Source organism: Streptomyces sp. NPDC050509 (genome assembly GCF_044457965.1).
Lineage (GTDB): Bacteria > Actinomycetota > Actinomycetes > Streptomycetales > Streptomycetaceae > Streptomyces.
The window spans coordinates 194,646-219,530 of record NZ_JBITHL010000010.1 but is presented as its reverse complement, the minus strand read 5'-3'; the positions used below and the strand labels follow the sequence as shown (position 1 = coordinate 219,530).

The 24,885-nt window shown below is 68.9% G+C and carries 26 protein-coding genes, 1 tRNA gene and 1 pseudogene; 11 read left to right on the top strand and 17 right to left on the bottom strand.

Annotated features, from left to right (window positions below; genetic code table 11):
- Positions 1 to 2: 2 nt before the first annotated feature.
- Together ACIBJC_RS28210 and ACIBJC_RS28205 are read left to right on the top strand one after the other, a co-directional pair.
- Positions 3 to 686: a potassium-transporting ATPase subunit C gene (locus ACIBJC_RS28210; RefSeq protein ID WP_399297128.1), complete on the top strand. Its 684-nt coding sequence runs from the start codon at positions 3 to 5 to the stop codon at positions 684 to 686.
- 119 nt (positions 687 to 805) lie between these two features.
- The gene (locus ACIBJC_RS28205) at positions 806 to 4,105 is read left to right on the top strand and encodes a type ISP restriction/modification enzyme (RefSeq protein ID WP_399297126.1); all 3,300 of its coding nucleotides are present in this window, start codon (positions 806 to 808) and stop codon (positions 4,103 to 4,105) included.
- A gap of 11 nt (positions 4,106 to 4,116) precedes the next feature.
- Here ACIBJC_RS28205 and ACIBJC_RS28200 read toward each other — a convergent pair whose 3' ends face one another.
- From ACIBJC_RS28200 to ACIBJC_RS28175, 6 genes and pseudogenes are all read right to left on the bottom strand, one after another.
- Positions 4,117 to 4,404, bottom strand: a complete 288-nt coding sequence (locus tag ACIBJC_RS28200; protein ID WP_399297124.1) for a hypothetical protein — start codon at positions 4,402 to 4,404, stop codon at positions 4,117 to 4,119.
- A 236-nt stretch (positions 4,405 to 4,640) separates the two neighbouring features.
- Complete coding sequence (locus ACIBJC_RS28195) at positions 4,641 to 4,832, bottom strand: hypothetical protein (RefSeq protein ID WP_399297123.1); 192 nt, start codon at positions 4,830 to 4,832, stop codon at positions 4,641 to 4,643.
- Positions 4,833 to 4,888: 56 nt separating this feature from the next.
- Positions 4,889 to 5,071, bottom strand: a complete 183-nt coding sequence (locus ACIBJC_RS28190) for a histone-like nucleoid-structuring protein Lsr2 (protein WP_399297338.1) — start codon at positions 5,069 to 5,071, stop codon at positions 4,889 to 4,891.
- A gap of 15 nt (positions 5,072 to 5,086) precedes the next feature.
- Positions 5,087 to 5,578 (bottom strand): annotated as a pseudogene (locus tag ACIBJC_RS28185) (SMI1/KNR4 family protein); the annotation flags it as partial.
- 17 nt (positions 5,579 to 5,595) lie between these two features.
- Complete coding sequence (locus ACIBJC_RS28180; protein ID WP_399297121.1) at positions 5,596 to 5,787, bottom strand: hypothetical protein; 192 nt, start codon at positions 5,785 to 5,787, stop codon at positions 5,596 to 5,598.
- 10 nt (positions 5,788 to 5,797) lie between these two features.
- The gene (locus ACIBJC_RS28175) at positions 5,798 to 6,649 is read right to left on the bottom strand and encodes a helix-turn-helix domain-containing protein (protein WP_399297119.1); all 852 of its coding nucleotides are present in this window, start codon (positions 6,647 to 6,649) and stop codon (positions 5,798 to 5,800) included.
- A 213-nt stretch (positions 6,650 to 6,862) separates the two neighbouring features.
- Between ACIBJC_RS28175 and ACIBJC_RS28170 the strand changes: the two genes are divergently transcribed.
- The 3 genes from ACIBJC_RS28170 (at position 6,863) to ACIBJC_RS28160 (ending at position 9,715) form a co-directional block, all read left to right on the top strand.
- Entirely contained in the window at positions 6,863 to 7,387 is a 525-nt protein-coding gene (locus ACIBJC_RS28170; RefSeq protein WP_399297117.1) for an ATP-binding protein, read from the top strand.
- Positions 7,388 to 7,457: 70 nt separating this feature from the next.
- Positions 7,458 to 8,657, top strand: a complete 1,200-nt coding sequence (locus ACIBJC_RS28165) for an ATP-binding protein (RefSeq protein ID WP_399297115.1) — start codon at positions 7,458 to 7,460, stop codon at positions 8,655 to 8,657.
- The gene (locus ACIBJC_RS28160; RefSeq protein WP_399297113.1) at positions 8,654 to 9,715 is read left to right on the top strand and encodes a ParA family protein; all 1,062 of its coding nucleotides are present in this window, start codon (positions 8,654 to 8,656) and stop codon (positions 9,713 to 9,715) included. Before ACIBJC_RS28165 ends, ACIBJC_RS28160 begins: the two co-directional genes overlap by 4 nt.
- Here ACIBJC_RS28160 and ACIBJC_RS28155 read toward each other — a convergent pair.
- Positions 9,684 to 11,189, bottom strand: coding sequence for a hypothetical protein (locus ACIBJC_RS28155; protein WP_399297111.1), 1,506 nt, complete (start codon positions 11,187 to 11,189; stop codon positions 9,684 to 9,686). The two genes, ACIBJC_RS28160 and ACIBJC_RS28155, sit on opposite strands and share 32 nt — an antisense overlap.
- A 73-nt stretch (positions 11,190 to 11,262) precedes the next feature.
- Here ACIBJC_RS28155 and ACIBJC_RS28150 point away from each other — a divergent pair, with 73 nt between their 5' ends.
- Both ACIBJC_RS28150 and ACIBJC_RS28145 read left to right on the top strand, forming a co-directional pair.
- Positions 11,263 to 12,069, top strand: a complete 807-nt coding sequence (locus tag ACIBJC_RS28150) for an SDR family NAD(P)-dependent oxidoreductase (RefSeq protein WP_399297109.1) — start codon at positions 11,263 to 11,265, stop codon at positions 12,067 to 12,069.
- A 130-nt stretch (positions 12,070 to 12,199) separates the two neighbouring features.
- On the top strand, positions 12,200 to 13,492 hold the full coding sequence (locus ACIBJC_RS28145) for a methyltransferase domain-containing protein (RefSeq protein WP_399297107.1): 1,293 nt from the start codon (positions 12,200 to 12,202) through the stop codon (positions 13,490 to 13,492).
- A gap of 71 nt (positions 13,493 to 13,563) precedes the next feature.
- Here the strand turns inward: ACIBJC_RS28145 and eno are convergent, their stop codons facing one another.
- On the bottom strand, positions 13,564 to 14,847 hold the full coding sequence (eno, locus tag ACIBJC_RS28140) for a phosphopyruvate hydratase (protein WP_399297105.1): 1,284 nt from the start codon (positions 14,845 to 14,847) through the stop codon (positions 13,564 to 13,566).
- Between the two features lie 102 nt (positions 14,848 to 14,949).
- On the opposite strand from eno, the gene ACIBJC_RS28135 reads away from it, so the two are divergent.
- Together ACIBJC_RS28135 and ACIBJC_RS28130 are read left to right on the top strand one after the other, a co-directional pair.
- Complete coding sequence (locus tag ACIBJC_RS28135; RefSeq protein ID WP_399297103.1) at positions 14,950 to 15,813, top strand: winged helix-turn-helix transcriptional regulator; 864 nt, start codon at positions 14,950 to 14,952, stop codon at positions 15,811 to 15,813.
- Positions 15,814 to 15,872: 59 nt separating this feature from the next.
- Positions 15,873 to 16,403 (top strand): HXXEE domain-containing protein, encoded by a 531-nt coding sequence (locus ACIBJC_RS28130; protein WP_399297101.1) that lies wholly within the window; start codon positions 15,873 to 15,875, stop codon positions 16,401 to 16,403.
- 711 nt (positions 16,404 to 17,114) lie between these two features.
- On the opposite strand, the gene ACIBJC_RS28125 is transcribed toward ACIBJC_RS28130, so the two are convergent.
- On the bottom strand, positions 17,115 to 17,546 hold the full coding sequence (locus tag ACIBJC_RS28125; RefSeq protein WP_399297099.1) for a hypothetical protein: 432 nt from the start codon (positions 17,544 to 17,546) through the stop codon (positions 17,115 to 17,117).
- A 190-nt stretch (positions 17,547 to 17,736) separates the two neighbouring features.
- Positions 17,737 to 18,897 carry an ATP-binding protein gene (locus tag ACIBJC_RS28120; RefSeq protein ID WP_399297097.1) on the bottom strand — a complete coding sequence of 387 codons (1,161 nt, stop codon included), beginning with the start codon at positions 18,895 to 18,897 and terminating at the stop codon, positions 17,737 to 17,739.
- A gap of 271 nt (positions 18,898 to 19,168) precedes the next feature.
- Between ACIBJC_RS28120 and ACIBJC_RS28115 the strand changes: the two genes are divergently transcribed.
- Entirely contained in the window at positions 19,169 to 19,324 is a 156-nt protein-coding gene (locus ACIBJC_RS28115) for a DUF6193 family natural product biosynthesis protein (protein WP_399297095.1), read from the top strand.
- Positions 19,325 to 19,397: 73 nt separating this feature from the next.
- On the opposite strand, the gene ACIBJC_RS28110 is transcribed toward ACIBJC_RS28115, so the two are convergent.
- From ACIBJC_RS28110 to ACIBJC_RS28080, 7 genes are all read right to left on the bottom strand, one after another.
- Positions 19,398 to 19,676 carry a hypothetical protein gene (locus tag ACIBJC_RS28110; RefSeq protein ID WP_399297093.1) on the bottom strand — a complete coding sequence of 93 codons (279 nt, stop codon included), beginning with the start codon at positions 19,674 to 19,676 and terminating at the stop codon, positions 19,398 to 19,400.
- A gap of 44 nt (positions 19,677 to 19,720) precedes the next feature.
- Positions 19,721 to 20,161 carry a hypothetical protein gene (locus ACIBJC_RS28105; RefSeq protein WP_399297091.1) on the bottom strand — a complete coding sequence of 147 codons (441 nt, stop codon included), beginning with the start codon at positions 20,159 to 20,161 and terminating at the stop codon, positions 19,721 to 19,723.
- Positions 20,162 to 20,271: 110 nt separating this feature from the next.
- Positions 20,272 to 20,583 carry a hypothetical protein gene (locus ACIBJC_RS28100; RefSeq protein ID WP_399297089.1) on the bottom strand — a complete coding sequence of 104 codons (312 nt, stop codon included), beginning with the start codon at positions 20,581 to 20,583 and terminating at the stop codon, positions 20,272 to 20,274.
- Between the two features lie 97 nt (positions 20,584 to 20,680).
- Positions 20,681 to 21,157, bottom strand: coding sequence for a DUF4265 domain-containing protein (locus ACIBJC_RS28095; protein WP_399297087.1), 477 nt, complete (start codon positions 21,155 to 21,157; stop codon positions 20,681 to 20,683).
- Between the two features lie 605 nt (positions 21,158 to 21,762).
- Positions 21,763 to 22,644 (bottom strand): IS5 family transposase, encoded by an 882-nt coding sequence (locus ACIBJC_RS28090; RefSeq protein WP_399297085.1) that lies wholly within the window; start codon positions 22,642 to 22,644, stop codon positions 21,763 to 21,765.
- A gap of 379 nt (positions 22,645 to 23,023) precedes the next feature.
- Positions 23,024 to 23,097, bottom strand: a tRNA-Pro gene (locus ACIBJC_RS28085).
- Positions 23,098 to 23,239: 142 nt separating this feature from the next.
- Positions 23,240 to 24,181: a metallophosphoesterase gene (locus tag ACIBJC_RS28080; protein ID WP_399297083.1), complete on the bottom strand. Its 942-nt coding sequence runs from the start codon at positions 24,179 to 24,181 to the stop codon at positions 23,240 to 23,242.
- Between the two features lie 130 nt (positions 24,182 to 24,311).
- Here ACIBJC_RS28080 and ACIBJC_RS28075 point away from each other — a divergent pair, with 130 nt between their 5' ends.
- Entirely contained in the window at positions 24,312 to 24,782 is a 471-nt protein-coding gene (locus tag ACIBJC_RS28075; RefSeq protein ID WP_399297081.1) for a GatB/YqeY domain-containing protein, read from the top strand.
- Positions 24,783 to 24,885: the final 103 nt, after the last annotated feature.

The window sequence follows — 24,885 nt, the reverse complement described above, 5'->3', positions numbered from 1 at the left end:
TCATGAACACCTCCGTACGCAACACCGGACGCCTCCTGTGGGCCGGGCTGCGCGCCCTGCTCGTCCTGACCGTGGTCTGCGGGATCATCTACCCGCTGGCCGTCACCGGCGTCGCCCAGGGCCTCTTCGCCCACCGGGCCAACGGCTCGGAGGTCACCTCCGGCGGCAAGGTCGTCGGCTCGGAACTCATCGGCCAGACCTACCTCCTGCCGAAGAGGAACCCTGCCGACCCCACCGAACCGGCCCGCCCCGACCTGCGCTGGTTCCAGCCGCGCCCGTCCAACGGCCTGGGCACCAACACCGTCAACACCCAGTACAAGCTGCTGCTCTCGGGCGCGACCAACCGCTCCGGCGACAACAAGGAACTGATCGCCTGGGTCACGGACGCCAAGGCCGCCGTCATCAAGGACAACTCCACCCCGGGCCACCCGATCACCCCCGACGCCGTCCCCCCGGACGCGGTCACCTCGTCCGGCTCGGGCCTCGACCCCGACATCTCCCCGGCCTACGCCCACCTCCAGACCAACCGCGTAGCGCAACGCAACCACCTCCCCGCCGCCGGGGTACGCGCCCTGGTGGACGCCCACACGACGGGGCGCACGCTGGGCTTCATCGGGGAGCCGCGGGTCAACGTCCTGCGACTCAATGTGGCGCTCAAGGCGTTGACGTCCGCCGGAGCCCGCTAACGGTTGGCGTTGAGGGCCGTGACGTTCCCTCGATATAACGTTCCGTCTTCCCTTGTTGACGTCATGTAGTTAGTCTCTGTGCTCTGACGCGATCCACGGGGGGAAAGATGTCAGGGGGGATGTACGACTGGCTGCTCGCCGCCGTGGCAGAGTTCGGGCGGATGTCCAAGCTCAAGTTGTCCGGCGGCGGCAGCGCGGAAGCCGCCATTCGCGGGCCACTTGAGACGCTGCTCCAAGCGGTGGGCGAGCGCCACCAGCAGCCCGAAGTCACCTGGCATGACGAGTTCCGTCTCGCCGATCTCGGGGTGCGGCCCGATTACGCCGTCCGTGCCGGCGGTGAGCTGACCGGCTACATCGAGCTCAAGAGGCCCGGTCTTTCCGTTGACCCCGACTCTTTCAGCAAGGCCAACAAGGAGCAGTGGCAGAAGCTGCGGAACCTCCCCAACCTGCTCTACTCCAACGGGACGGAGTGGAGGCTGTTCCGGGACGGACGGCAGTGGGGGGAGACGGTCCACTTCACCGGCTCACTGAAGAGCGCGGGAGACAAGCTTGCTCCTGTTGATCCAGGGGCATTTGACGCCTTGCTGAAGACCTTTCTCCTGTGGAAGCCCGCCCCAATTCTCCGAGTGGCCCGTCTCGTCCAACATGTTGCGCCGCTGTGCCGTCTGTTACGGTCTGCTGTCCTCGAACAGTTGGCCGTAGAGGCCAAGTCCTCCAGCCCGGACGACGATGTACGTGCCCGGCCTTTCACCGGCTTGAAGAACGACTGGCGCAAACTGCTGTTCCCCACCGCCGACGACGCCACGTTCGCGGACGGCTACGCCCAGGCAGTCACTTTCGCTCTCTTACTGGCCTGCTCGGAGGACCTTCTGAGCGAAGACACGAGCCTGCATGAGGTCGGCCGACTGCTGGACGCGGACCACGCGCTGATGGGCAGAGCACTGCAGTTGCTCACCGACCATGTCAACGACCGCTTCAGCGTCACCCTCGAACTGCTCCAGCGCACCATCGTCCGCGTGAACTGGCCGGCCATACGCGCCGGCAACCGCGACGCTTATCTCCATCTGTACGAAAACTTCCTGACGGTGTACGACCCTGAGCTGAGGCAAAGGAGCGGCTCCTACTACACGCCGCGTGAGGTCGTGGAGGAGATGGTCCGCCTCACCGAGGAGGTGCTGCGTACGCGACTGGGACAGCCAGATGGCTTCGGCGCGGACGAGGTACAGATCGTGGATCCGGCGATGGGCACGGGGACTTACCTTCACACGATCATCGAACGAGTCGCGGCGCAGGCCGTCGAGCGGCATGGCGAGGCCATGGCACCCGACGCCATCTCCCGGCTCGCATCACGCCTCAGCGGCTTCGAGTTGCAGATGGGACCCTTCGCCGTCGCGGAGTTACGCACGTCGGATCTCCTCAAGCGCTACGACGCGCCCTTGCCCGGCGGCGGCCTCAACCTCTTCGTCACGGACACGCTCGACAATCCCTTCGTGGAGGACGAGTACCTTCCATCCACGGTAGGCCCGCTCTCCGAATCCCGAAGGCGTGCCAACGCTCTGAAGGCGAATATCCCCGTCACGGTCGTCATCGGGAATCCCCCCTATGACGCCAAGGCGGAGAACAGAGGCGGATGGGTGGAGAGAGGGGGCGGGGAGCATGATGTGCCCTTGCTCGACAGCTTTCGGTATCCGGATAACGGCCGCTACGAGCACATGCTCAAGAATATGTACGTGTACTTCTGGCGGTGGGCTGCCTGGAAGGTTTTCGACGCTCATGAGGACGACCGCCACGGCGTGGTCTGTTTCATCACCCCATCCGGATGGGCGACCGGCCCCGGCGGCCGGGGGATGCGTGACTACCTGCGGCGTACGTGTGATGAGGGCTGGATCATCAACCTTTCCCCCGAAGGGCAACGTTCGGACATCGCCACTCGTGTTTTCCCCATAGTGGCCCAACCGCTCGCCATCTGCGTTTTCGTCCGCAAGGCAGGTGTCGAGCGCAGCAAGGACCACCGCGCGCGGGTGCACTATCGTGCGCTTGCGGGCAGACGCGCCGAGAAGTTCCAGCAACTTCGTGAGATCGGACTGGACGACGACGGCTGGCGAGGCGCCCATGTTCAGCGAGTACGGCCCTTCACCCCGCTGACCGAGTCCGGTTGGGAGGAGTTCCCGGCCCTGGACTCCCTCTTTCCTTGGGGCAGTCTTGGCACCACGTCGAACCGCGCCTGGGTCAGTTCTCCTTCCGCTGAGACTCTGCGCCGCCGTTGGGTAACCCTCGTACGGGAGACCGACCGGGCAGACAAGGGAAAGCTGTTCAAGGAGACCCGTGACCGCACACTGAATACCAAGAAAGCCCCGCTGCCCGGACAGCAGGCCCATCCTTGCCCCATTGGCCAGGAAGTCTCTGTCCGCCCTGAACTGATTCGCACGGCATTACGCAGCTTCGACCGGCAATGGCTGATCGCGGACAACCGAGTGCTCGACTATCCACGCTCCGAACTATGGGCATCGCTTCAGGACGGCCAGCTCTTCCTGAATCAGCAGTCGTCACACGAGATAGATTCAGGGCCGGCCGTGGTGGCGACTCACCTCATACCTAACACGGACCATTTCAACGGTCGGGGCGGGCGGTTCATGCCCGCCCTGCACACTGACGGCTCTCCCAACGTTCCCCCCGGACTGCTCACCTGCCTCGCTCGCGTGCTGGGTACGGAACGGATCACCGTGACCGAGCTGGTCGCGTACACAGTCGCCGTTGCCGGACACAGTGCCTTCACCGAGCGATTCTGTGAAGAGCTGCTCACCCCGGGCGTCCGTCTGCCCCTGACCCGTAACCGGGCGTTATGGGATCGGGCAGTCGCACTCGGCAACGAGGTTCTGTGGGCCTCGACATACGGCGAACGGTGTACGGACGCTGCCGGGGGAAGACCCGACGGCCGGATCGAATTTCCGGTGGGAGACGAGCGGCAGGTCCGTTACCTCACCCGCATCGGCGACGGAGTCCCGGACCGTATCCACTACGACGGCGACACACGGACTCTCCACATCGGCGAGGGAAGTTTTGCGCCGGTGCCCGAAGTCGTTTGGGCCTACGACGTCGGTGGCATGCGCGTGGTCAACAAGTGGTTCGGCTACCGCAAGGCCAGCCCCAGCAGCAAGAAGACAAGTCCCCTGGACGACATCCACGTCGAGCAATGGCCACAGGAATGGACCAGAGAACTGATCGAACTGCTCTCCGTACTGCGCCGTCTCACAGACCTGGCTCCTGCTCAGAACGAGCTGCTCGTCGAGATACTCGCCCAACCCGTGCTTACGCACACGGAGTTGACAGCCGTTGGCGTCCTGCCGGTCACGAAGGCGAGCCGCAAGGCGCGGCGGAGTCCGGCAGACGGGCTCTTCGCTCAGGGCGAGGCCATCTGATCGGAAGCCGCTCAGCCGGAGTCGCGCAGCCTGATGGCCGCCTCTTCGAAGGTGAGGGATCCCTCGGCCAGCCGACGAACGCATCGAGCCAACTCGGGCGCCCGCGTCTGGTGGGCCGACACAAGCTGCGCGACCTGACTCAGCCGCTCCTCCGAGGACTCGTACAGGGCACGAAAATGAACGGCTGTTCCGAGGTCCGTGGCGACGAGCGAGCCGTGGGTCCGGGTGATCAGCTTCAGCCAGATCAGGGACGGAAGATCGGCACGGACCTGGTCGGGATCCAGCCCATGAGCGACCACCGCTTCCGCGGAGTTCGTACCGTCGTCGGGGTCAGGCAGGGGGGCGGACGCTACCTGTGCGAGTAACTGCCTCTGTGAGCCGGTGAGGTCTGCGTGGGGCAGGGGGCCTGTGAGGTGCATGCCGCCATGCCTAGCACACGGCACTGACAGCCCCGCCGTCCGGCCGTATCGTCGGGATTTGATGATGGAGGCCCGGGTGGAGCTTGCCGCTCCACCCGGGTCCATGCCCGGGGCGGCTACAGCAGGTGGTCGGCCTTGCCGGCTTTGATGTCGCGGATGAGGGTGGTGAGGGCTTCGCGGGTGTCCGTGAGGTAGGTGTCTTCCTGGCCCGCGACGGCGATGTAGGCGTTGCCGTTCGCGTCGGTGCCGATGCGGAAGCAGGTGCTACCTTCCCCACAGAAGGGCTGCTCCCATGCGATGACGGGCATCTTGGCTCCTTGCCGTGTCGGCTGAGTGCCATTGAATGGTATGGCAGATCCGGCGCTCACCGTGATGCCTCGTACGCTTCGCGGATGGTCGAAGGGATACGCCCGTGGTCGTTGACGAGGTAGCCGTTCGCGCGGGCCCAGAGGCGTATCGCCTCGCCCTCCGGCCTGTGACTGCCCACACCGTGCTTGGCGGTCTGGTCCGTACTGCCTCGGGAGACCCCTTCCAGCCGGTCCGCCACATCCTGGAAGAAGGCGGACAACGACGGGTATGCGCCGTCCTCGGGGGAGGACCCCTCGGCCCAGGATCCGACGCTTCCGGTGCACGTGTTCAGGAACTTCCCGTAGAAGCCGTCGGCTTCCGCGGCGATCGGCACCCATTCCCTGCGCCAGGAAGGGCAGTCAGCGTCTTCGGACCGTTCCATCTCCTCCGTGGTCATCTTGTGGAGGTAGACCCGCTCGATGTCCGTGAGGCCGAGAAGGAGCCCGCCACTGGGGATGACTCCCTGGCACCCCAGCGCCACCAGACTCGATCGGGCGGGCTGTCTGCCGGCATCGATGTCGTTCACCAGGAGCCACTGCCGCATCTCCCTCGGCAATGCCAGGCCCATGCGGCTTTCCGCTTCGGCGACAGCCGCTGGGTTCCCCGGGCCACCGAGCTCAGCGAAAACACCAGGGGCGTGCCGCTCCAGCCAAGCGGTCACCCGGCCCCACGCCTGCCGGACCTCTCCTGCTTCGTCTGTTGGCATTTCTTCTCCAGCAATCCCTAGAGCAGGTGGTCGGCCTTGCCGGCCTTGATGTCGCGGATGAGGGTGGCGAGGGCTTCGCGGGTGTCCGTGAGGTACGTGTCTTCCTGGCCTGCGACGGCGATGTAGGCGTTGCCGTCCGCGTCGGTGCCGATGCGGAAGCAGTTGTTGCCTTCCCCGCAGAATGGTTCTTCCCAGGTGATCTCGGTCATGGTGTTCCCCTCATAGCTCGCGGGCGAGGCCGTGGATGAAATCGCGTGAGGCGCTTGCTGACAAGCATTCCTTGTCCATCCACTCCAAGTGGGCTCGGTACTTGGCGAGGTGCGGCTCGGTGTGAAGGAAGTCCGGACCGTGGGCCGAATCGACCTGCGCGGTGTCGAGTTGGGACACGGCTCCCTCCGCGTAGAGCAGGGCGTGTCCCGCGCCCGGGAAGCTGCCGCGTTCGAAGGGCACTATGCGGATGGTGACGTTGTCCCTATCGGATGCCGCGATCAGCGCGTTGAGCTGACTACGTGCTGCTTCGCGACCGCCGAAGCGCATGCGCAGCGCCGCTTCGTGTACGTAACCCATGAAGCCCGGAGGCTGTTCCCGGCCCAGTACTTGTTGCCGTTCCATGCGGTGGGCCACGCGAAGTTCGACTTCGAGGCGCGAGAGCGCTGGCAGGACCGCCGCGAAGATGCTGCGGGCGTAATCCTCGGTCTGGAGCAGGCCGGGCACATGGGCGGTCTGCGTCGTCTGAATGCCGACCGCGTGCCACTCCAGTTCCGCGATGTCCAGCAGCCCCGGTGAAAGTCGGCCCCGGTACTGGTCCCACCAGTTCCGCCCCGAGGGCGTGGCGAGTTCGAACAGCGCGGACACGTACTCCTCATCCGTGCATTCACAGTGCGTCGCCAGAGTCCGGAGCCGGTCCGTACTGATGTGGCGGATGCCCGATTCGATGTGCGAGATCTTGCTGCGATCGACACCGAGCAGCCCGGCGGCGTACTCGATCGACATGCCCGCGCCGGTGCGCAACTTGCGGACTTCTGCGCCAAGTCTCTTCTGGCGCTGCGTTGGTGCTGTCCGTGCGGCCATGAAGACCCTTCCTTTCGGCCGGTGCTCAGTGTGCCGGGCGTCACCCTATAGGTCTATTGGGGCCCCAAGTTTCACCGATGGGTGGAACTTGGGGCCCCCGATGCCCTACCTTCAGTGATGCGGCGCTCACTTACAGCAAAGCAGAAGCGCATCGCGCGAGCCCGCCTGCCTCCTCCTGCCACAACAACCAGCGCATCAGCGAGCGGAGTTGTCATGCCTGAGAGCGAAACCACACCCGTATCAACGACAAGCGGCCCCACCCCCGGCGTACCGGAGTGTCCGCCGCCGCTGCCCGGCCTCGGGGAGCCGTCGCCCGGGAGTCTCGTGTACGGCCTCACCCTCCCCGCCGGACTGGCCAGCCCCGCGGTCGCGCGGGAGATCGCCGAACTCGTCCTCGACGTGCACGAGATGGAGCGCCTGATCGATCCGGCGCTGGTGGTCGTCCGTGAACTGGTCGCGTACGCCTGCCGGTTCTCCGGGGACGGCGCGGACGTCCACCTCGCCCTGCGGCAACGGGAGGACACCCTGCGCGTCACCGTGTACGACACGCACGCGGCCCACCCGCAGCCCCGCCTCGCCGCCCTCTGCGACGAGCGGCGCCGCTCCGCCCTCTCGCGCACCCCCGACGTGGTGGCGGCCCACCGGGGCGCGTGGGGTTTCCGCGCCGCCGAGTGCCCGGGGGCCGGTACGTGGACGTGGGCGACCCTGGTGGACACGCCCCGGAGCTGGGCGGCCTGACGGAAAGACGTCATCACCGCCGCCGTGCCGCAGTGGGCACGGCGGCCTCGAACGACCGTGGACTGAGAGAATGCGTACCGTGAGCGAAGACGATCTGGCAGACATCCTCGGTACCCGAGAGAGCACCACGCTGGAGTTCAAGCGCACCGCCAAGCGTGAAGGCAAGCGTGGGGACGCCATCGCCAACGCGGTGTGCGCCATGGCGAACGACCTGTGCGGCAGCGGGGGAGGCGACATCCTCGTCGGGGTGGATGACCACGGTGAGCCGGTGGAGGGCGTCGACACCACTGATCGTGCTCTGCTGGCCCTCACGGACCTGCGGGACGACGGCCGTATTCTCGACCGGCCGTCGCTCACCGTGCGTGCGGCCCGGTTCAAGGGCAAGCCCGTCGTACATCTGCGGGTCGAGGCGTCCGCTGCTCCACCCGTGCGGTGCGAGGGCGTGATCTGGGTCAGGCCCGGCCCCACCACCCGGCGGGCCGGCCGCGAGGACGAACGCGTTCTGTCGGAACGCCGCCGCGCCAAGGACGCTCCGTTCGACACCCAGGCAGTGGCGCGGGCCACGCGCGATGATCTGGACCTCGATCTGTTCCAGCGTTCGTATCTGCCCTCCATGGTCGATCCCGATGTGATCGAGGAAAACGGCCGTCCGCTCGGTGTGCAGTTGTCCTCCTGCCACCTCGCCACGCCCGAGGGTGTGCCCACGGCGCTCGGCTTGTTGACCATCGGGATTGACCCGTCGAGCGGGATTCCGGGGGCGTACGTTCAATTCGTACGGTATGAAGGCGCCGATCTCGACGCGCCGATCGCCGACGAGCAGGAGCTGAGGCAGAACCTCATCGGGACTGCCGCCCGGCTCGAACCCCTGCTGCGGAGCAATCTGCGGACCCGGATGGTGGGGGAGGGATTCCGCGAGACCCCGCACCCGGACTACCCGCTGGAAGCACTCCGGGAGATCTGTATGAATGCGCTCATGCACCGGAACTACGAGACTTCGTACGCTCCCACGCGCATCGTGTGGTTCGACGACCGTATCGAAGTGACCAATCCGGGCGGGCCGTTCGGACAGGTACGGGACGACAACTTCGACCGGGTCACGGACTACCGCAATCCCTCGCTCGCGGCTGCGCTGAAGGGACTCGGATACGTCAACCGCTTCGGCCGGGGTATCGGAAGGGTCCGCGCCGCCCTGGAACGGAACGGCAATCCGCCCGCCGAGTTCCAGGTCGACGACTCGTCCTGGGCCGTAACCCTCCGGAGAGCCGCATGACCGCGACATCGATCGCGCTGTTCAACAACAAGGGCGGCGTCGGCAAGACCACCCTCGCCTATCACCTGGCGCATATGATCAGCCGGTTCGGGCTGAGTGTCCTCGCGGTGGACCTGGACCCGCAGGCGAACCTCACGTCGATGTGCCTGGACGAGAACGAGATCGAGGACCTGTGGTCCCACCCCTCCGAGCTCATCGCGCAAGGCGCGGCCGCGGCGACGCTGCCCGGCATGGGGCGGGTACGGGAGGACCGGACCGTCGCCGACGCCGTGCGGCCCATCCTTGAGGGGACCGGGGACGTCGCCCTCGTCGAGCCGGTTTCACTCAAGCCGGGGTTGTGGCTGCTGCCCGGTAGCCTTGATCTCAGCCGATTCGAGGACAAGCTTTCGAACGAGTGGTTCAAGTCGTTCGCCGGGGACGTCGCCGCGATCCGCACCACCACCGCGTTCCACCGCATGATCGAGCACGCTGCCGCCGCCGTCGACGCCGACATCGTGCTGATCGATGTCGGTCCCAACCTGGGCGCCATCAACCGGGCGGCGCTGATCGCGGCGGACAGCGTGCTGATGCCGCTGGCGGCCGATCTGTTCTCGCTCAAGGGGCTGAGCAACCTGGGGCCGACCCTGCGTGAGTGGCGGCGGAACTGGCAGCACGTCGTCCTGCCCCAGGTGCCGCCCGGCATCTCCGCGCCGCCTGCCCGGATGACTCCGCTGGGATATGTGATCATGCAGCCGGAAATGCGTCTCGACCGGCCGGTCAAGGCGTACGGCCGTTGGTTGGAGCGCATTCCGTGGGTCTACTCGGCCGCTGTGCTCGATGACCCGGATCCGTCCCGGAACGATGATCAATACCGCATCGCGACCCTGCGCAACTACCGCAGCCTGATGCCGCTGGCGCATGACGCCCGAAAGCCGATGTTCGAACTCAAGGCGGCGGACGGTGCGCTCGGCAGCACACAGAAGTACGTGCAGACGTGCTATCGGGAGTTCCGGGAGCTGGCGGAGAACGTTCTGCGGCTCGCGGAGGTCAGGAAGAAGGCGGAGGGGACGGCCGGCTGAGTCCCCGCCGACGCCGGTACAGAGCCACCAGGATCACGGCAGCCACGGCTCCGCCCGCGCCCGTCGCCCACAGGGCCGGGTTCCGGTACGGCGGGGCGGGGGAGGCGTCGAGGGGGATGGTGGCGGTGTCGTTGGCGGGGGTGCGGTCGTAGGGGTTGTACGTGCGGATGGTGCCGCGCGCGCCCGGGACCTGGCGGTCGATGCGGATGTGGAAGTCGATCGCGGTCGGGCCCTCTTCGTACCGCGCGTCGTAGAAGCCGTCGACACCGATGTCGCAGACGAACGCCCCGCCCGGTTTCTCCGGCCGCTTGCACGCCCAGGTTCCGTCCGAGCCCTCGAAGACGTACGGAATGGAGGTGACGGTGGTTCCCTCCGGCGGGACGACCTCGAAGCCGCCCTGCGTCTCGGAGTCGGTCAGCCGGCCGGGGCCGTGGTCGCGCAGGCCGAGCCGGACCTTCACCGTGTCGCCCACCCGGCCCCGTACGGTCGCCGTCACCGGTTCGTAGTCGGCCTGCACGGTGGTCTCGACCTTGACCTCGCTGCTGCCGTGCGTGAGGCCCCGGGCGGCCGTTCTGACCAGCGTCAGCGGGGCGTCCGTACCGCGCACCGTCAGGCCGTCGGGCTTCTGGGGTTCGGACGACCAGGAGTAGGACAGCGTGCCCGCCAGCTCGCCGGGGGCGGCCGTGTAGCTGATCGGGGAGCTGACGCGGTACGCGGTCCGCGCCGCGGCCCGGGTGGGGAACGTGCACCACGCCGAGGTGGAAGTGGTGTCGAAGGAGCAGTTGGCGGGGCGCGATGTCAGCAGCAGGCCGTCCCGCACGGTGATGTGCAGGGCGACGCCGCGCTCCGTGGTGAACCGGCTGTGGTTGGCGAACCTGGGGGTCAGCGGCGCGGACGTGCCCGGGGCCAGGCCCTTGACCGTCTTCTCCTCCTCGGGCGTGTGCAGTGTGGGGCCGCCCACGGTCATACGGGTCGTGCCGATGACCGGGGCCGCGTTGTCGGCAGTGGCGATGTACGTCACCGTCCCGCTGTCGCCCGGCCGTACGCCGTCCACGCCACGCAGGGTGAAGGGCGCGTTGGCCTCCCCGTCGCCGTTCTGCACGTCGCCGTAGACGCAGGTGAACACGGGGCCGCCGCCGGTGCAGTTCCCGTAGCCGCCCTTCACCGCCCGCGCGACGCCCGCCAGCCCCGACGTGTCCACGACGACCCTGACATTGCGGGCCGGGCCGCCGTCGCTGGGCTCGACGGCGACGGGGACGACGAAGTCGCTGTTCTCGGCTTTGGCGCCCTCGTCGGCGTGGTAGATGGAGAAGGCCGCGGGGGCTTCGAGCCGGAGCGCGACCTCGCGCTCGCGGGGGGCGTCGGCCGAGGCGGGCACGGAGGCCGTGGCAAGCAGGGTGAGGATGCCTGCCGTGAGGGCGGCCGGGCGTCGGGCGATCCGTATCCGTATTCGTATCCGTATCCGTCGGAGCATGCGGGCACTATGCCAGTGCCCGCCGGTGAATTACCGATGGATCCGCCGGAGGACCGGCTCCTATGCTCGGTCGATGACCACACGGGAGAGCACATACGGGCACCACGAGGGCCTGCTGACGGGCCGCGTCGCGATGATCACGGGGGCGTCCAGCGGCATAGGCGCGGCAGCCGCGAAACTCTTCGCGCGGGAGGGCGCGGCGGTCGTCCTGACGGCGCGCCGCGCCGACCGGCTCCAAGCCCTGGCGGAGGAGATCACCGCCGGGGGCGGCCGCGCACTGGCCGCCCCCGGCGATGTCAGCGACTCGGGTGATGTCCGGCGTACGGTCGAGGCGGCCGTGGAACGGTTCGGCGGTCTCGACTGCGCCTTCAACAACGCCGGTTACGCCACCCTCGAATCCTGTCTGCACGAGACGGACGACGAGGTGTACGAGCGCACGATGGACGTCAACGTGCGGGGTGTGTGGAACTGCATGAAGCACCAACTGCCGGTCATGCTGGCCTCGGGACGGGGCGGGTCCATCGTCAACACCAGCAGTACGGCAGGCCGTTACGCCACCGGCGCCTCCGTGCCGTACGTCGCCTCCAAGCACGCGATCCTCGGCATCACGCGCGCCGCCGCGGCCGAGTACGGAGAGCAGGGCATCCGCGTCAACGCGCTCGTCGTCGGCACCACCCGCAGCGAGATGACGGACGAGGCGGTACGGCAGGTTCCGGGGCTGGAGGAGGCGTTCATCGCCCCGCAGATCCAGAAGCGTATGGCCGCACCGCAGGAGATCGCGGAGGCGGCCGTCTGGCTGTGCAGCGACCGCTCCTCGTTCGTCACGGGCGCAGCGATGCCCGTCGACGGGGGGATCTCGGCGCAGGCCAAGGCGGGCTGACGCGGAAGGGGACCGCGTGGCCGGTGCCCGGCCGCGTATGCGAGACGTGACGCCTCATTGACTGGCATGTGCGGTGCGCTCACCCTGGTCTGAGCCGTACATGCGGCCTCCGCCGACTGGTGAGGCTGGGGTGAGGGCTGTGGGCGTCCTGGTGGTGCAGCACGCGCGAGGCGAAGGCCCGTACGCGATCGGCGAGGCCCTGGCGGCGGCCGGGCTGCCCGTGCGGCTGTGCCGGGTGTGGGCCGGGGATCCGCTGCCGGAGAGCCTGGCCGGCGTCGAGGCGCTGGTGGTCATGGGCGGTCCGGCGGCGGCGTACCGCGACGACGGCTTCCCCACCCGCCGCGCCGAACTGGCCCTGCTGCGCCGGGCGCTGGCCGCCGAAGTGCCGGTGCTCGGGGTCTGCCTGGGCGCGCAACTGCTGGCGGTCGCGGCGGGCGGCGCCGCCCGTACGGGGTCCGGGCCGCAGGTGGGGTGGGGCGACGTACGGACGAGCCCGGCGGCGGCCAGGGACCCGCTCCTCGCCGGTACGCCCGAGCGGCTGCGCGTGCTGCACTGGCACGGCGACACCATGACCCTGCCCGACGGGGCGGTGCCGCTGGCCTCCTGCGAGCGGTATCCGGTACAGGCGTTCCGGGTGGGCGGGGCCGCGTGGGGGCTCCAGTTCCACCTGGAGGCCGACAAGGCCGCGGTGGACGCGTTCGTGGCGGCGTTCCCGGCGGAGGCGGCGACCGCGCCCGGCCTGCGGGAGGCCGCGCCGGAGGAGTTGGCCGCGCCGGCGCCATACCGGGACCTGGTGTTCGGGCGGTTCGCGGCGCTGGTGGCCGCACGGGCCGGGCACACCGCGACCCGTACCTTCTTCACCCCGAAGGCCGACTCCTGGGAGACGCGTTTCGCCGCCGACGGGCCGCGCTACGCCCAGGCCGTCGCCCGCCTGGGGCTGCGCCCCGGTCAGACGGCGCTCGACCTGGGCTGCGGCACCGGGCGCGCCCTGCCCGCGCTACGCGCCCAGGTGGGCGACAAGGGGGCGGTCCTGGGCGTGGACGTCACCTCCGCCATGCTCCTGGCGGCGGCCAGGGAAGGGCGCGGCGGGCCGGCGGGCCTGCTGCTCGCGGACTGCTGCCAACTGCCTTTGCCGCCGGGCACGGTGGACGGAATCTTCACCGCCGGGCTGCTCGACCACCTCCCCGACCCGGCCGCCGCCCTGCGCGAATGGGCCCGGGTCACCGTGCCGGGCGGCGCCCTGCTCCTCTTCCACCCCTCCGGCCGCGTCGAACGCGCCGCCCGCCACGGCCGCCCGCTGAGCCCCGACGACCCGCTGGGCGAGCCGAACCTGCGGCCCCTGCTGGCCGGCGGCGGCTGGCGGCTGGAGTGCTACGAGGACGCGACCCCGTACTTCCTGGCCCGCGCGGTCCGGGTCGGTTGAGGCGTACGGGCCCCGTGGCCGGCGTACGCGGCTGAGGCGCCGGGGCGCGGCTCGCCGAGACGTACGCCGCCTCAGCGCCGCAGCCCGAGGGCGTCCCGCCCCGCGTAACGCGCCTGGCCGCCCAACTCCTCCTCGATACGAATGAGCTGGTTGTACTTGGCGGTGCGGTCCGAGCGGGAGAGCGAGCCCGTCTTGATCTGGCCGCAGCCCGTGGCCACGGCGAGGTCGGCGATCGTGGTGTCCTCGGTCTCGCCGGAGCGGTGCGACATGACCACGGTGTAGCCGGCGCGATGGGCGGTGGCGATGGTGGCGAGGGTCTCCGTGAGCGTGCCGATCTGGTTGACCTTCACCAGGATCGAGTTGGCGACGCCGTCGCGGATCCCCTCGCGCAACAGGGTCTCGTTGGTGCAGAAGACATCGTCGCCGGTGAGCTGGCAGCGCTCCCCGAGCCGGGCGGTGAGCAGCCGCCACCCGTCGTGGTCGTCCTCGGCCATCGGGTCCTCGATCGACGCGACGGGATAGCGGTCGACGAGGGAGGCGAGGTAGTCGGCGTGCTCGTCGGGGGTACGGCGCACGCCCTCGCCGGTGTAGTCGTAGACGCCGTCGCGGAAGAACTCGGAGGTGGCCGGGTCCATGACGACGGTGATGTCGGTGCCGGGCTTGTAGCCGGTGCGCTCCACGGCCCGTACGACGAAGTCCAGCGCCTCCTCGGCGGTCCGCAGATCCGGCGCGAACCCGCCCTCGTCGCCCACGCCGGTGCCGTGGCCCGCGGCGACGAGGTCGCGGCGCAGGGTGTGGAAGACCTCCGAGCCGATCCGTACGGCCTCGGTGAAGGTGGCCGCGCCGATCGGCGCGATCATGAACTCCTGGAAGTCCAGCGGATTGTCCGCGTGCGCGCCGCCGTTGATGATGTTCATCATCGGTACCGGCAGCAGCCGGGCGTCCACCCCGCCGACGTAGCGGTAGAGCGGCAGCCGGTGGGCGCGCGCGGCGGCCTTGGCGGTGGCGAGGGAGACGCCCAGGATGGCGTTCGCGCCGAGTCTCGCCTTGTCCGGGGTGCCGTCCAGTTCGATCAGCGCCGCGTCCACGGCGGCCTGGTCCTCCGCTTCGAGGCCCACGACGGTGTCCGCGATGGAGTCGTTGACGGCGTCCACGGCACGCCGGACCCCCTTCCCGTGGAAGCGGGCCGGGTCCCCGTCGCGCAGCTCCACCGCCTCGCGGGCGCCGGTGGAGGCCCCCGAGGGCACGGCCGCGCGTCCGGTCGAGCCGTCCGCCAGCTCGACGTCGACCTCGACGGTGGGGTTGCCGCGGCTGTCGATGATCTCGCGGGCCGTGATGCGGGTGATGGCGGTCATGATGCTGCTCCTCACGTTGGGTCCCTGTTGGAGGGGGTAGGACAGCCAGTAAGTTCAATTCAGAAACAAAGTGAGTTCCGAAAGGGAACGTACTATGGGTCCATGAGGATGCACAACGCCGCCGCCGACGAGCACTGCGGGATCGCCCAGGCCGCCGTCATCACCGGCGACTGGTGGAACGTCCTGGTCCTGCGGGAGATCGCGCGCGGCCACGTACGCTTCGACGCCCTCGCCGCCGAACTCGGCCTCTCCCGCAAGGTCCTCACCGAACGCCTCGGCCGGCTCGTCGCCTCCGGGGTTCTGCGCCGCAGCCTCTACCAGCGCCGGCCGGTCCGTTACGAGTACCTGCTCACCGACTCCGGACTCGCCCTGCTGCCCCTGCTCGTGGCCATGCAGGACTGGGGCGACCGCTGGGTGCTCGGTGACGGCGGCATCACCGCGACGGCGGCGCAGGACGGCGCGGAGCACGCCCGCGTCCACGCGCTCGCCGGGACGCGGCTGGCCGCCGGTCTCGAACTGCCCTCCGGCGACGGCACCGACCACCCCGTCGTCGCGCCGGACGCCGCGACGACCGTCCTGTTCACGTACCCCGGCACCGGGGTGGACTGGAGCGACGAACCGATCCCCGGCGCCGCCGGATGCACCCTGGAGAACCGGCTGTTCCGCGACGCCTGGCCCGAATTCCGGCGCGCGGACGTGGCGGTGCACGGGATCAGCAGCCAACTCCCGTACGAACAGGCGTCCTTCGCCCGTACGGAGGCGATCCCCTACCCGCTCCTCTCCGACGCGCAACACCGCCTGGCCGCCGCCCTGCGCCTGCCCACCTTCCGCGGCGCGGGCCGCCTGCACCTCAAGCGACTGATCCTCGTCGTCGACCGGGAACGGACGGTGCGGCACGCGCTGTTCCCGGTCGAGGACATCCCGCACGCGGTCGAAGAAGCTCTGCGCCTCGCTACGACGACGTGACTCAGGCGGCCGCGGCGCGTCATGATGGCCCGGAGGCACGACGGACGAGCGGGGGCGGAATGGGCGCGTCGCGGGCGGTCACATGGGGGCTGCTGGCCGCCTTCGTGGTGCACGACCTGGAGGAACTGGCCACGATGCCCGGCTGGGCCGACGCCCAGGTCGACCGATTGCGGGAGGCCCACCCGCAGGTCCCCGAACGCGTCTGGTCCGCGATACGGGTGACCCCCGGACACGCGGCCACCGCCATCGGCCTGATGGGCCTGGTGGTCGGCACGGCGGCGGCCGACGGAGCCAGAACCGGCGGAAAGTCGCCCTTCTTCCAGACCGTACTGGCCGGATTCGGCCTCCACGCGGCCACTCACCTGGCACAGAGCGCCGCCCTGCGCGGCTACACCCCCGGCGTGGTCACGGCCCCGCTGGTGGTCGCCCCGTTCTCACTCTGGGCCTGGCGCGAACTGCGCCGCGCCGGCGTCCTCGGAGAGGTCGACACCCGAAGGGCACTGACGAGCGCCGCCCTCTTCCCGGCGGGCATCCTCGGGGTGCACGCGGCGGCATACGGAATCAGACGCCTGACCCATCGAACACCCTGAGAGCCGCCCCCGCGCAGCACCCCGGACGCTCGCGAACTCCTCGGCCGTCAGCGGTTCCGGCACATAGCCTTCCCACTCGGGCACCGGCAACTCGGCGGTCATCCTGTACCGGGTGTCGAGGTCCGTATCGCACGCGGCGGCGGCAGGCCCCAGATCGGCCCCTCGGAGCTCCACCTGCCGGACCACCCAGCCGTCGTCGCCGACCTCGAAGTAGAACCAGACGTCCTCCTCGTCCCAGTAACTACGGAACCACCGCCTCATCGGGCCGTCACGTCATCGGGGGCAGGAAGGGGCCGCGCCGGATCGGTTCCGACGGCGTCGCGGAGGCCGGGCGGCACCCCAGCCGCGTGCGCTGCCCGTCCCACAACGCGACAGGGCCGGTCTCCCATAAAGGAGACCGGCCCTGACCTGGTCTTTCTGGCTGTCGGGGTGGCGGGATTTAAACCCACGACCTCTTCGTCCCGAATGAGGTTCGGTGAAGATCGCTACCAGGGCTGATGGGTATCTGTACTGGTCAGAGGCTTGGAGTGGGTTGGTCTCGTGTGGCCTCGGCCGCCCTGCGGGGGAAGATCATCTCCCAATCTTCTCCCAAGCCGCGGAGGGTCGGCGCTCGCTCGGGTGGAGCAGCAGAAACGGCCAAGCATTGCCCTCGCACATTCACGTTGCGATGGTGACTGTCACGCCCGAAATTCCCGGCCTGGTTGGGTGGGCTCAGGGCTCCGAGTGCCCATGGGCGTCGTACCCCGTCTCTTCATCACCGACGAATGTGAGAGCTTCGCGGCCGATGCCCAGCGCATCAAGCAGCAAGGTGAGCGCCGCGTCGACGTCTTCCGTGGAGCGGCCCACCGAGACGATGGTGTCCTGGCAGGGGCTTCCTTCGAGCCGGTGGAGAGAGAAGTCCACGCCCCGGATGCGGAGCATCGCGACGTCGACGGACCCCAGGTCCTCCCAACTGTGCTCGATGGTGAGTCGCAGCCGTGCTGCTAGCGCCTCCAACGGCGGCGCGAGGCTAGCAACTGCACGAAAGAGGCCGCCGACGTACCACCACATACCGAACTGGAAGGCGGGGTTGGGATTTCCCGGCCAGTACGCCGCCGCCGACGCCCACTCCGGATTCGGCCCCGGCACTTCAATGTGTTCCACCGCACCCTCACCGCCCGTCGAGGAATCCTATCCAGGGCTTGGAACGTGACCGCGACGAGATTCCGGTCGGAGCCCTACAACCGGCCAGGGCTGTTCGTCGCCCCACTCGCTAACTCGCCGTCGGTTGCCTCCGCGTCGACCACTCCCCACGGTCCCCGCTCAGCGGACTGCCGGGGCGGTCCCATGCCGCTCAGCTCCTGTCTGCGTCCGTGACGATCCGGTCGATGATGGCTACGGCCTGTTCCGGGTGTTCCTCCAGCCATCTGCCGAGGTGCTCCTGGACGGCCTCATCGACGCTGGTGCGTACGAGGCTGTTGCCCAGGATGCCGCGGGTGGCGCCCTCGAACTCGGGTTGGTCCAGCTTCACGGACACGACCGCTGTCAGGCCGGCGGCTACTTGATCAGCGCTGAGATCGGAGTCCGCCTCGGCCAGCAGTCGCCGCCTGCGCGCGTAGGCGCTGACCGCGGCCGCCGCCCCGTCGCGGAAGCCCACCAGGTGTGTCCCGCCGTACGGGGTGGGCGCGCTGTTGGCGAAGCTGCGGATCTGCTCCTCGCGGGAGGTGCCCCACCGCAGGGCCACCTCTGCCGTCCCTGCCGTCCGCAGGTCCTCCCATCCGAAGCCGATGACCTCAGGGTGAACCGGTGTCCCTGCTGAAGAGTCAAGGAAGGCAACGAAGTCCCGTACCTCGCCCAGGAATCGTTCCGACCGGGGCTCGCCCGGAGGGCGTGCGTCGGTCAGGGAGATGTCCAAGCTCCGGTTCAGGAAGGCCAGTTCCCTGAAGCGTTCCGCCAGCACCGCGAACGAGCACTCCACGGTCTCGAATATGTCGGCGTCGGGCCAGAAGGTGATGGTCGTCCCGCTACCGGACGCTGCCCCCACTACGGTGGGTGGGCCGACGGCGACACCGCACGTGTACTCCTGAACCCAGTGGGCACCGTCGCGCCGCACCTCGGCCGTCAGCCGGCTCGAGAGGGCGTTGGTGACGCAGGGGCCGACGCTGGCCAGGCCCACGGCCACGGTGTCGCGGCCGACGGGCTCCCTCCCGACGCACATGTCGGTCAGCAGGGTTTCCAGGCCGGGACCATCCGGGTCCCCGATGGCCTCAACGGGGACACCCGGCCCGTCGTCGGCGACTCTCACGCCGCCGTCGGAGGTGAGGGTGACATCGACGGCACTGGCGCGGCCAGCCAGCACCTCGTTCACGGCCCGGTCCACGACCTCGAACACGGCGTGGTGCAGGCCGCGTGCGCTCGTGGAGCCGACGAACATCCCGGGCCGCTTCCGAATGGCCTCGACCCCCTCCAGTACCGTGATGTGGCTGGCGTCGTACTCGTTGACGTTCTCACTCATGAGTTCCCCCTCCGGCCGTGTCCAGCAGACTTGCCCAGCCTAGGCGGATCCCTGAAAAACGCCAGGTCAGAGCAGGTATAGCGAGGTCATGACTGGGCGGGTGAGCGCCTGCCTGGATTCAGGTGACCCAGGTGTCGGGGTCGACCAGCAAATTGCGGCCAGGCACCGGCCGAGGCCGCGTATGACCCTTTTCCGGCCCCACCAAGGCCCCTTATCTCAGGGCGAGATGCGGAGTTATGTCGCGCCCCCTTGATGGTGACTCCCACCGAAGGTGGGTTCCCCGTTACCGCACCGCGTGACGACGCACCTGCGGGCCGAGGTCCTCGGCGAAACGGTCACGGCCGGAGAGGTCGTCGCTGTGGCGGTGTCCCACCTTCCTACCGGCCTCGGCCCGGCCGTGGAGGGAACCGCCAACCGAAATGAGTGACGCATGCGGCCGCCGCATCCTGTCGGCACGATGAGGGGCAGCTCCGCCGACCTGAAGGTCGTCGGCTGGCATGTCAGGCTTCGGGGGCCGTGAGGTGTCGCCGGGCGGCGGCCCAGACAACTTCGAACTTCTCGAAGGTCAGCGGCTCCTCGACGTGCCCCTCCCAGTCGGTGACGGGCGACTCGGCAGTGAACCCGTACCGGGCGTCGTCGTCCTCGGCCGTCGCGGCTGCGATGGGGCGCAGCGCGGGCCCTTCGAGTTCGACCTGCCGGCTCACCCAGCCGTCGTCGCCGACCTCGAAGTAGAACCATGTGTCTTCTTCGTCCCAGTAGCTGCGAAACCATCGCGTCACCGTCCCATCTTGGCCCAGCAGCGTCGTCTCTGGTACTTCCGCGGTCAGTGGAACCAGACGACGAGCCGTACGTTCTCCGCGCCGTGCAGTTCGCCCAATGTCCGCATCACCTGCCAGACCGGTCCCCAGTGGGTGCTGTCTCCCGCGACGGTGCGGCGGCTGCGTGCGCCGGAGCCATCGGTCTCGTCCCAGTCGGCGGCGCTCAGTTCGGCCCAGGTGGTCCAGGTGGTGCCATGGACGTACTTGGGCCCTCCGTGGGAGGTGAAGTCGGCGCGCACCCCGTCGGAAGTGTCCTCCGGAAGTCCGCGCTTCTCGGTCAGCGGCCGGAACCCGAAGGTGTTGCGCACTCCGAAGAGGCAGGCGGGTGCGTTGTAGGCGTTGCCGGTGTTGAGGAGGAACAGTTCGATGGCGGCCGTCCAGACCGCGTCCTCGTCGTCCTCGCCCCAGGGCCTGCACTCGATCATTCCGCTCACGTCGGTGGACATGCTCGGATTCTGGCGGGCAGAGGTGGGGCCTGTCGTCCGGGTTTCATGACGGCCTGTCCTCGCAGGAGAGATCGGTGGGGCCGAGGGCTCCTGGACTACCCACGGTCCGCTTAATGGGCTGGAGATCGCACCCATTGCAGGAGTCCGGACAGTGCCTTGACGAGATCCTCCTCTGTCTGGAGGAGACGATGCTCAGGGCGGAACTGACCGCTCTCGACGTCTACGTGGTCGAGTTCCGCCTCGCCGGTGTCCCAGACGGTGATGGTGGCGAATCGCGCCTTGGCGCTGAGGGTCACCCAGGCGCTCGCCTTGCTGCGGCCGTCGGCCGGAGAGGTGTCGAGCTCACAGCCGATTGCCGCTGCTCGGAGGTTGGCCTCCTGGTGGTTGCGCCAGGCAGCAAGAGCATGAAGGAAGTCGGTCATGGTCTCTCCGTCGGAAGGATCCGCGCCGGGGCTGGCACGAAGGAAGCAAGGCTGCTCGGGCTTCGTATGTCTACGTCGTCGGAGAAGTCCCGAAAAGTCAGGCATTCCACCACGCATCGGTGCCGCAGCCAACTTCGTAGTGCCACCACCCTTCCTCCTGCCCTTGATGCAGGAGCGCCTTGATCCCGGCGAAGTCCGCGTCAGCCGGCGCGGTGAAGGCCACCATGGGGAAGTCCTCTCTGAAGACCTCGCCTCCGAGCCCGAACGCGGACAGACGCTCATGCACCGCATGGGGACTCCGTCCCAAAGGGCCGGTAGGGATGGGCACGACGCGAATCGTGCAGTTCCCGACGGTGCTGACCCGCCCAACGGCCCAGTGGCGGCCGTCGGCGTCAGTCTGATATCGAACCACGTCACCTTCAGAGACCCCGTCCTGGAGGAAGGGGATGTTCCGCACGAGGGCGGTGTCGTCACCGAACTTCGTTGCCCAGAGACCCTCTGTGTCCTGCGGGAACCATCCCTCGCGAGGGATGAACCTGAACCAGATCTTGATCCTCTCGCCCACACTCTCCATGACGGGCATCATGCGCCGCCCGGAAACGGCATTCCGCACCGGGGCCAACTCAGTGCGTTGTGGCAAAGGGAGTCCCTGTTCGATGAGCAGGGGCTTCTTCGTGTGCGGGGCATGATCGCGACGGGGTAGGGGCAGGCAGCGGGCGGCTTGTTGTTGATCGAGGAGGGTGCGATGCCGTCGGTGCTGGGGTTGATGGAACAGCGTGAGGCGCGGGCGAGGCAGGATCTGGAGTCCTGGACGGAGGTCCTGGAGCAGGCTCAGGCGGAGGTGGATGCCGCGCGGGAGCGGGGCGAGCGGGCCCGGGTGGGGCGTGAGGAGCTCGTGTCGGTGCTGGCCGGGGAGAGCCCGGTGAATACGCCGGTTCCGGTGCCGTCCGGTGGTGAGTTGGCTGCCGCCGTGGGATCGAGCGGCCCCGGCTCGGGGCATGGTGAGCGGCCGTCGGTGTGGCGGCCTGGCATGGGCGAGGAGGTGCTCGGCGGCCTGTATCGGGAGGTGTTCGCCGCGGTGGTGGCCGCTTCGGGGCCGGTGAACGGGGTGGAGCTGACGCGGGCGGTGGGCCGGGAAGCGGAGATCAAGAACGAGGTGGAGAAGATCCGGCACCGTGCCTATGTGCTGGAGAAGCGGGGCTGGCTGGTGCGGGCGGAGGACGGACGGTTCATGCCTGAGCCCGGAGCAGTCGGCCGGGACGCTTCTCCGGGCCAGCGCGGAGCGTCTGCGGCCAGGCGCCGGGACAGTCTGATCACGGCGGCCCACCACACCATTTGGGCGTGGTGGTCGGGGCGGCGTTCGTGGTCGTGGTTGAGGCGGCGTGAGCGGGCCGGCCAGCTCAGCGTCCGCTCCACGACCCACCTGCGGGCCAGTACGACAAATCCGCGTTGTCCGTCGGAGCGGCGCACGACCTCGATCCGGACTCCGTGACGGGCGAACGCCTTCGCCAGCGCCGGACCCTGGTAGGCACTGTCGGCCCACACCAGCTTCAACAGCCGGCCCGGCTGCTGCATGAACGTCTCCAGCAGCGTGGGGGCGGCCTTGGAGTCGTGCACATCGGCCGTGGTCACGGTCACTTCCAGGAGCAGGCGCTCGGTGTCGGTCAGGATGTGCCGCTTGCGGCCGTCACGTGACTTGCCGCCGTCGTATCCGCGACTGTCCTCGCCGACGGTCTCGGAGGCGTCCACCGACTGACTGTCGATGACTCCCGCACTGGGCTCGGCGTTGCGGCCCGCGCGTTCCCTCGCCGAACGGCGCAGGCGTTCGTACAGTTCACGCACGTAGTCGTAGGTCCGCCAGCGGCGGAAGAAGTCGTGGACCGCCCGCCAGCAAGGGAAATCGACCGGCAGAGCCGTCCACTTCACGCCGTTGTCGACCAGGTAGCGCACCGCGTCGAGCATTGTCCGATGGCAGTACGCCTCGGGACGCCCGCCCCGCTTCAAGAGCCAGGCCGGCACCGGCATCGCCGAGCGGACCTCGGCCCACTCCGCATCCGTCATGTCACTCGGATAGCAGCCTGCCCGCCGTCCCGGAGCGAGCGAACCGAACCGGTGCACGTAGCAGTCACACCCAGGGGTGACCGCGGTGGACGCATGCACAGAGATACTGCTCAACTGATCAGGCAACGGGCTTCCTTGGTCGTGCTGGTGTCGTAACCGCGTCACTACCAAGGGGCCCGTTCTCTCATGCCCGCGACCGCACCCGAACCTCCGTCCAGATGATCACCCGCTGCCGCTCGAACAAGATCCGGTTTGCCACAACGCACTGAGGGAACCCCGACCAAGATCTTCTCCCAGATTCCTCCCAAACGATCACCGCAGATGCAGGAAGGGCCTGACCCTCAGAGAGGATCAGGCCCTTGACCTGGTCTTACGGCTGTCGGGGTGGCGGGATTTGAACCCACGACCTCTTCGTCCCGAACGAAGCGCGCTGCCAAGCTGCGCTACACCCCGATGTCGCCCTTGTGCTGGCGACATCGATTACTTTAGCCCACCGCTGGCCGGAGACGAAATCCGGTTTAGCGGGTCCGGAGACGGTCTGGAGCGCCCGGTGGCTTCCCACCGGGGCTGTTCCGGGGCCACCGGCCCGGTCCCGTCAGGCGCGCTTGGCCGTCAGGGTCAGCAGGGTCGCTTCCGGGGGGCAGGCGAAGCGGAGGGGGGTGTAGCGGTTGGTGCCGCAGCCTGCTGAGACGTGGAGGTACGCGGTGTGGTCCGGGGTGCGGTGGGTGGAGAGGCCCTTGACGCGGTCCGTGTCGAGGTCGCAGTTGGTGACCAGCGCGCCGTAGAAGGGGATGCAGAGCTGGCCGCCGTGCGTGTGGCCCGCGAGGATCAGGGGGTAGCCGTCGGCCGTGAAGGCGTCCAGGGAGCGCAGGTACGGGGCGTGGACCACGCCGATCGAGAGGTCCGCGTCCTGGGCGGGGCCGCCCGCGACGTGTGCGTACCTGTCCCGCTTGATGTGTGGGTCGTCGACGCCGGTGAAGGCGATCTCGTGGCCGTCGATCTTCAGCCGGCCGCGGGCGTTGTTCAGGCCCACCCAGCCCGCCTCGTCGAAGGCGTCACGCATGGGCTCCCACGGGTTGTGCACCGCGGCGACGGCCGGGGCGTTGCCGTTCAGGCCGTGGCGGCCCTGGGCCTTGTCGAAGAGGTAGCGGGCCGGGTTGCGGAGTTTAGGGCCGTAGTAGTCGTTCGAGCCGAAGACGTAGACGCCGGGGTACTCCATCAGCGGGCCCAGCGCGTCCAGCACCTCCGGCACGCCCTCCGGGTCGGAGAGGTTGTCGCCGGTGTTGACGACGAAGTCGGGGCGCAGCCCGGCCAGCGACTGGAGCCAGCGCTGTTTCTTGCGCTGTCCGCTCACCATGTGGATGTCGGAGACCTGGAGGACGCGGAGATCGCGCATTCCGCGCGGCAGCACCGGTACGGAGATCCTCCGCAGCCGGAACGAGCGGGCTTCGAATCCGGCGGCGTAGGCGAGGCCCGCCGCCCCTACTGCCGCGATACCGGCGGTGACTTTGAGGGGAACCCCATAGCGTGCACGCATGTGCCCATCGTCGCAGACGCGCCGGGCGGGAGAGATCCGCGGGGCGGGTGCGGGGCCTCCACGGGGCGGTTGTCCACAGGTGGGGATATCCGCAGGCGGCCACCTCGGCCCACCTGCCACACTTGGCCCCATGACCAGCCTTAAGTCCAGACTGAAGGAAGACCTCACCGAGGCCATCAGGGCGCGGGACGAGCTCCGCTCGGCCACGCTCCGGCTCACCCTCACCGCGATCACCAAGGAGGAGGTCTCGGGCACGTCGGCGCGCGAGCTGTCCGACGACGAGGTGCTGAAGGTGATCGCGAAGGAGGCGAAGAAGCGTCGCGAGGCGGCCGAGGCGTTCGCCCAGGGCGGCCGTGACGAGCAGGCCGAGCGCGAGAAGGCCGAGGGCGAGCTGCTCGACACGTATCTGCCGAAGCAGCTCACCGACGAGGAGCTGGCCGGGATCGTGGCGCAGGCCGTCGCGGAGGCGAAGGCCGCCGGCGCCGAGGGGCCCCGGGCGATGGGCGCCGTCATGAAGATCGTGAACCCGAAGGTGGCCGGTCTCGCCGAGGGCGGCCGGGTCGCGGCCCTGGTGAAGCGGTCGCTCACCGGCCAGGGCTGAGCCGCCGGCCTCCGCTCACCGGCCGGCGCCGAGCCGCCGGTCAGGGCTGAGCCGGGACGGCCGGGACGGCGGCTCGGAACGCACCGGAGGGTGGCCCGCATGT

What these genes read in the sequence shown, in the direction of transcription:
- ACIBJC_RS28210 (WP_399297128.1), top strand. Translation starts at nt 3, where the DNA reads ATGAACACCTCCGTACGCAACACCGGACGCCTCCTGTGGGCCGGGCTG.
- ACIBJC_RS28205 (WP_399297126.1), top strand. Translation starts at nt 806, where the DNA reads ATGTACGACTGGCTGCTCGCCGCCGTGGCAGAGTTCGGGCGGATGTCC.
- ACIBJC_RS28195 (WP_399297123.1), bottom strand. Translation starts at nt 4,832, where the DNA reads ATGCCCGTCATCGCATGGGAGCAGCCCTTCTGTGGGGAAGGTAGCACC.
- ACIBJC_RS28180 (WP_399297121.1), bottom strand. Translation starts at nt 5,787, where the DNA reads ATGACCGAGATCACCTGGGAAGAACCATTCTGCGGGGAAGGCAACAAC.
- ACIBJC_RS28175 (WP_399297119.1), bottom strand. Translation starts at nt 6,649, where the DNA reads ATGGCCGCACGGACAGCACCAACGCAGCGCCAGAAGAGACTTGGCGCA.
- ACIBJC_RS28170 (WP_399297117.1), top strand. Translation starts at nt 6,863, where the DNA reads ATGCCTGAGAGCGAAACCACACCCGTATCAACGACAAGCGGCCCCACC.
- ACIBJC_RS28165 (WP_399297115.1), top strand. Translation starts at nt 7,458, where the DNA reads ATGCGTACCGTGAGCGAAGACGATCTGGCAGACATCCTCGGTACCCGA.
- ACIBJC_RS28160 (WP_399297113.1), top strand. Translation starts at nt 8,654, where the DNA reads ATGACCGCGACATCGATCGCGCTGTTCAACAACAAGGGCGGCGTCGGC.
- ACIBJC_RS28155 (WP_399297111.1), bottom strand. Translation starts at nt 11,189, where the DNA reads ATGCTCCGACGGATACGGATACGAATACGGATACGGATCGCCCGACGC.
- ACIBJC_RS28150 (WP_399297109.1), top strand. Translation starts at nt 11,263, where the DNA reads ATGACCACACGGGAGAGCACATACGGGCACCACGAGGGCCTGCTGACG.
- eno (WP_399297105.1), bottom strand. Translation starts at nt 14,847, where the DNA reads ATGACCGCCATCACCCGCATCACGGCCCGCGAGATCATCGACAGCCGC.
- ACIBJC_RS28135 (WP_399297103.1), top strand. Translation starts at nt 14,950, where the DNA reads ATGAGGATGCACAACGCCGCCGCCGACGAGCACTGCGGGATCGCCCAG.
- ACIBJC_RS28130 (WP_399297101.1), top strand. Translation starts at nt 15,873, where the DNA reads ATGGGCGCGTCGCGGGCGGTCACATGGGGGCTGCTGGCCGCCTTCGTG.
- ACIBJC_RS28120 (WP_399297097.1), bottom strand. Translation starts at nt 18,897, where the DNA reads ATGAGTGAGAACGTCAACGAGTACGACGCCAGCCACATCACGGTACTG.
- ACIBJC_RS28105 (WP_399297091.1), bottom strand. Translation starts at nt 20,161, where the DNA reads ATGTCCACCGACGTGAGCGGAATGATCGAGTGCAGGCCCTGGGGCGAG.
- ACIBJC_RS28100 (WP_399297089.1), bottom strand. Translation starts at nt 20,583, where the DNA reads ATGACCGACTTCCTTCATGCTCTTGCTGCCTGGCGCAACCACCAGGAG.
- ACIBJC_RS28095 (WP_399297087.1), bottom strand. Translation starts at nt 21,157, where the DNA reads ATGGAGAGTGTGGGCGAGAGGATCAAGATCTGGTTCAGGTTCATCCCT.
- ACIBJC_RS28090 (WP_399297085.1), bottom strand. Translation starts at nt 22,644, where the DNA reads ATGACGGATGCGGAGTGGGCCGAGGTCCGCTCGGCGATGCCGGTGCCG.
- ACIBJC_RS28080 (WP_399297083.1), bottom strand. Translation starts at nt 24,181, where the DNA reads ATGCGTGCACGCTATGGGGTTCCCCTCAAAGTCACCGCCGGTATCGCG.
- ACIBJC_RS28075 (WP_399297081.1), top strand. Translation starts at nt 24,312, where the DNA reads ATGACCAGCCTTAAGTCCAGACTGAAGGAAGACCTCACCGAGGCCATC.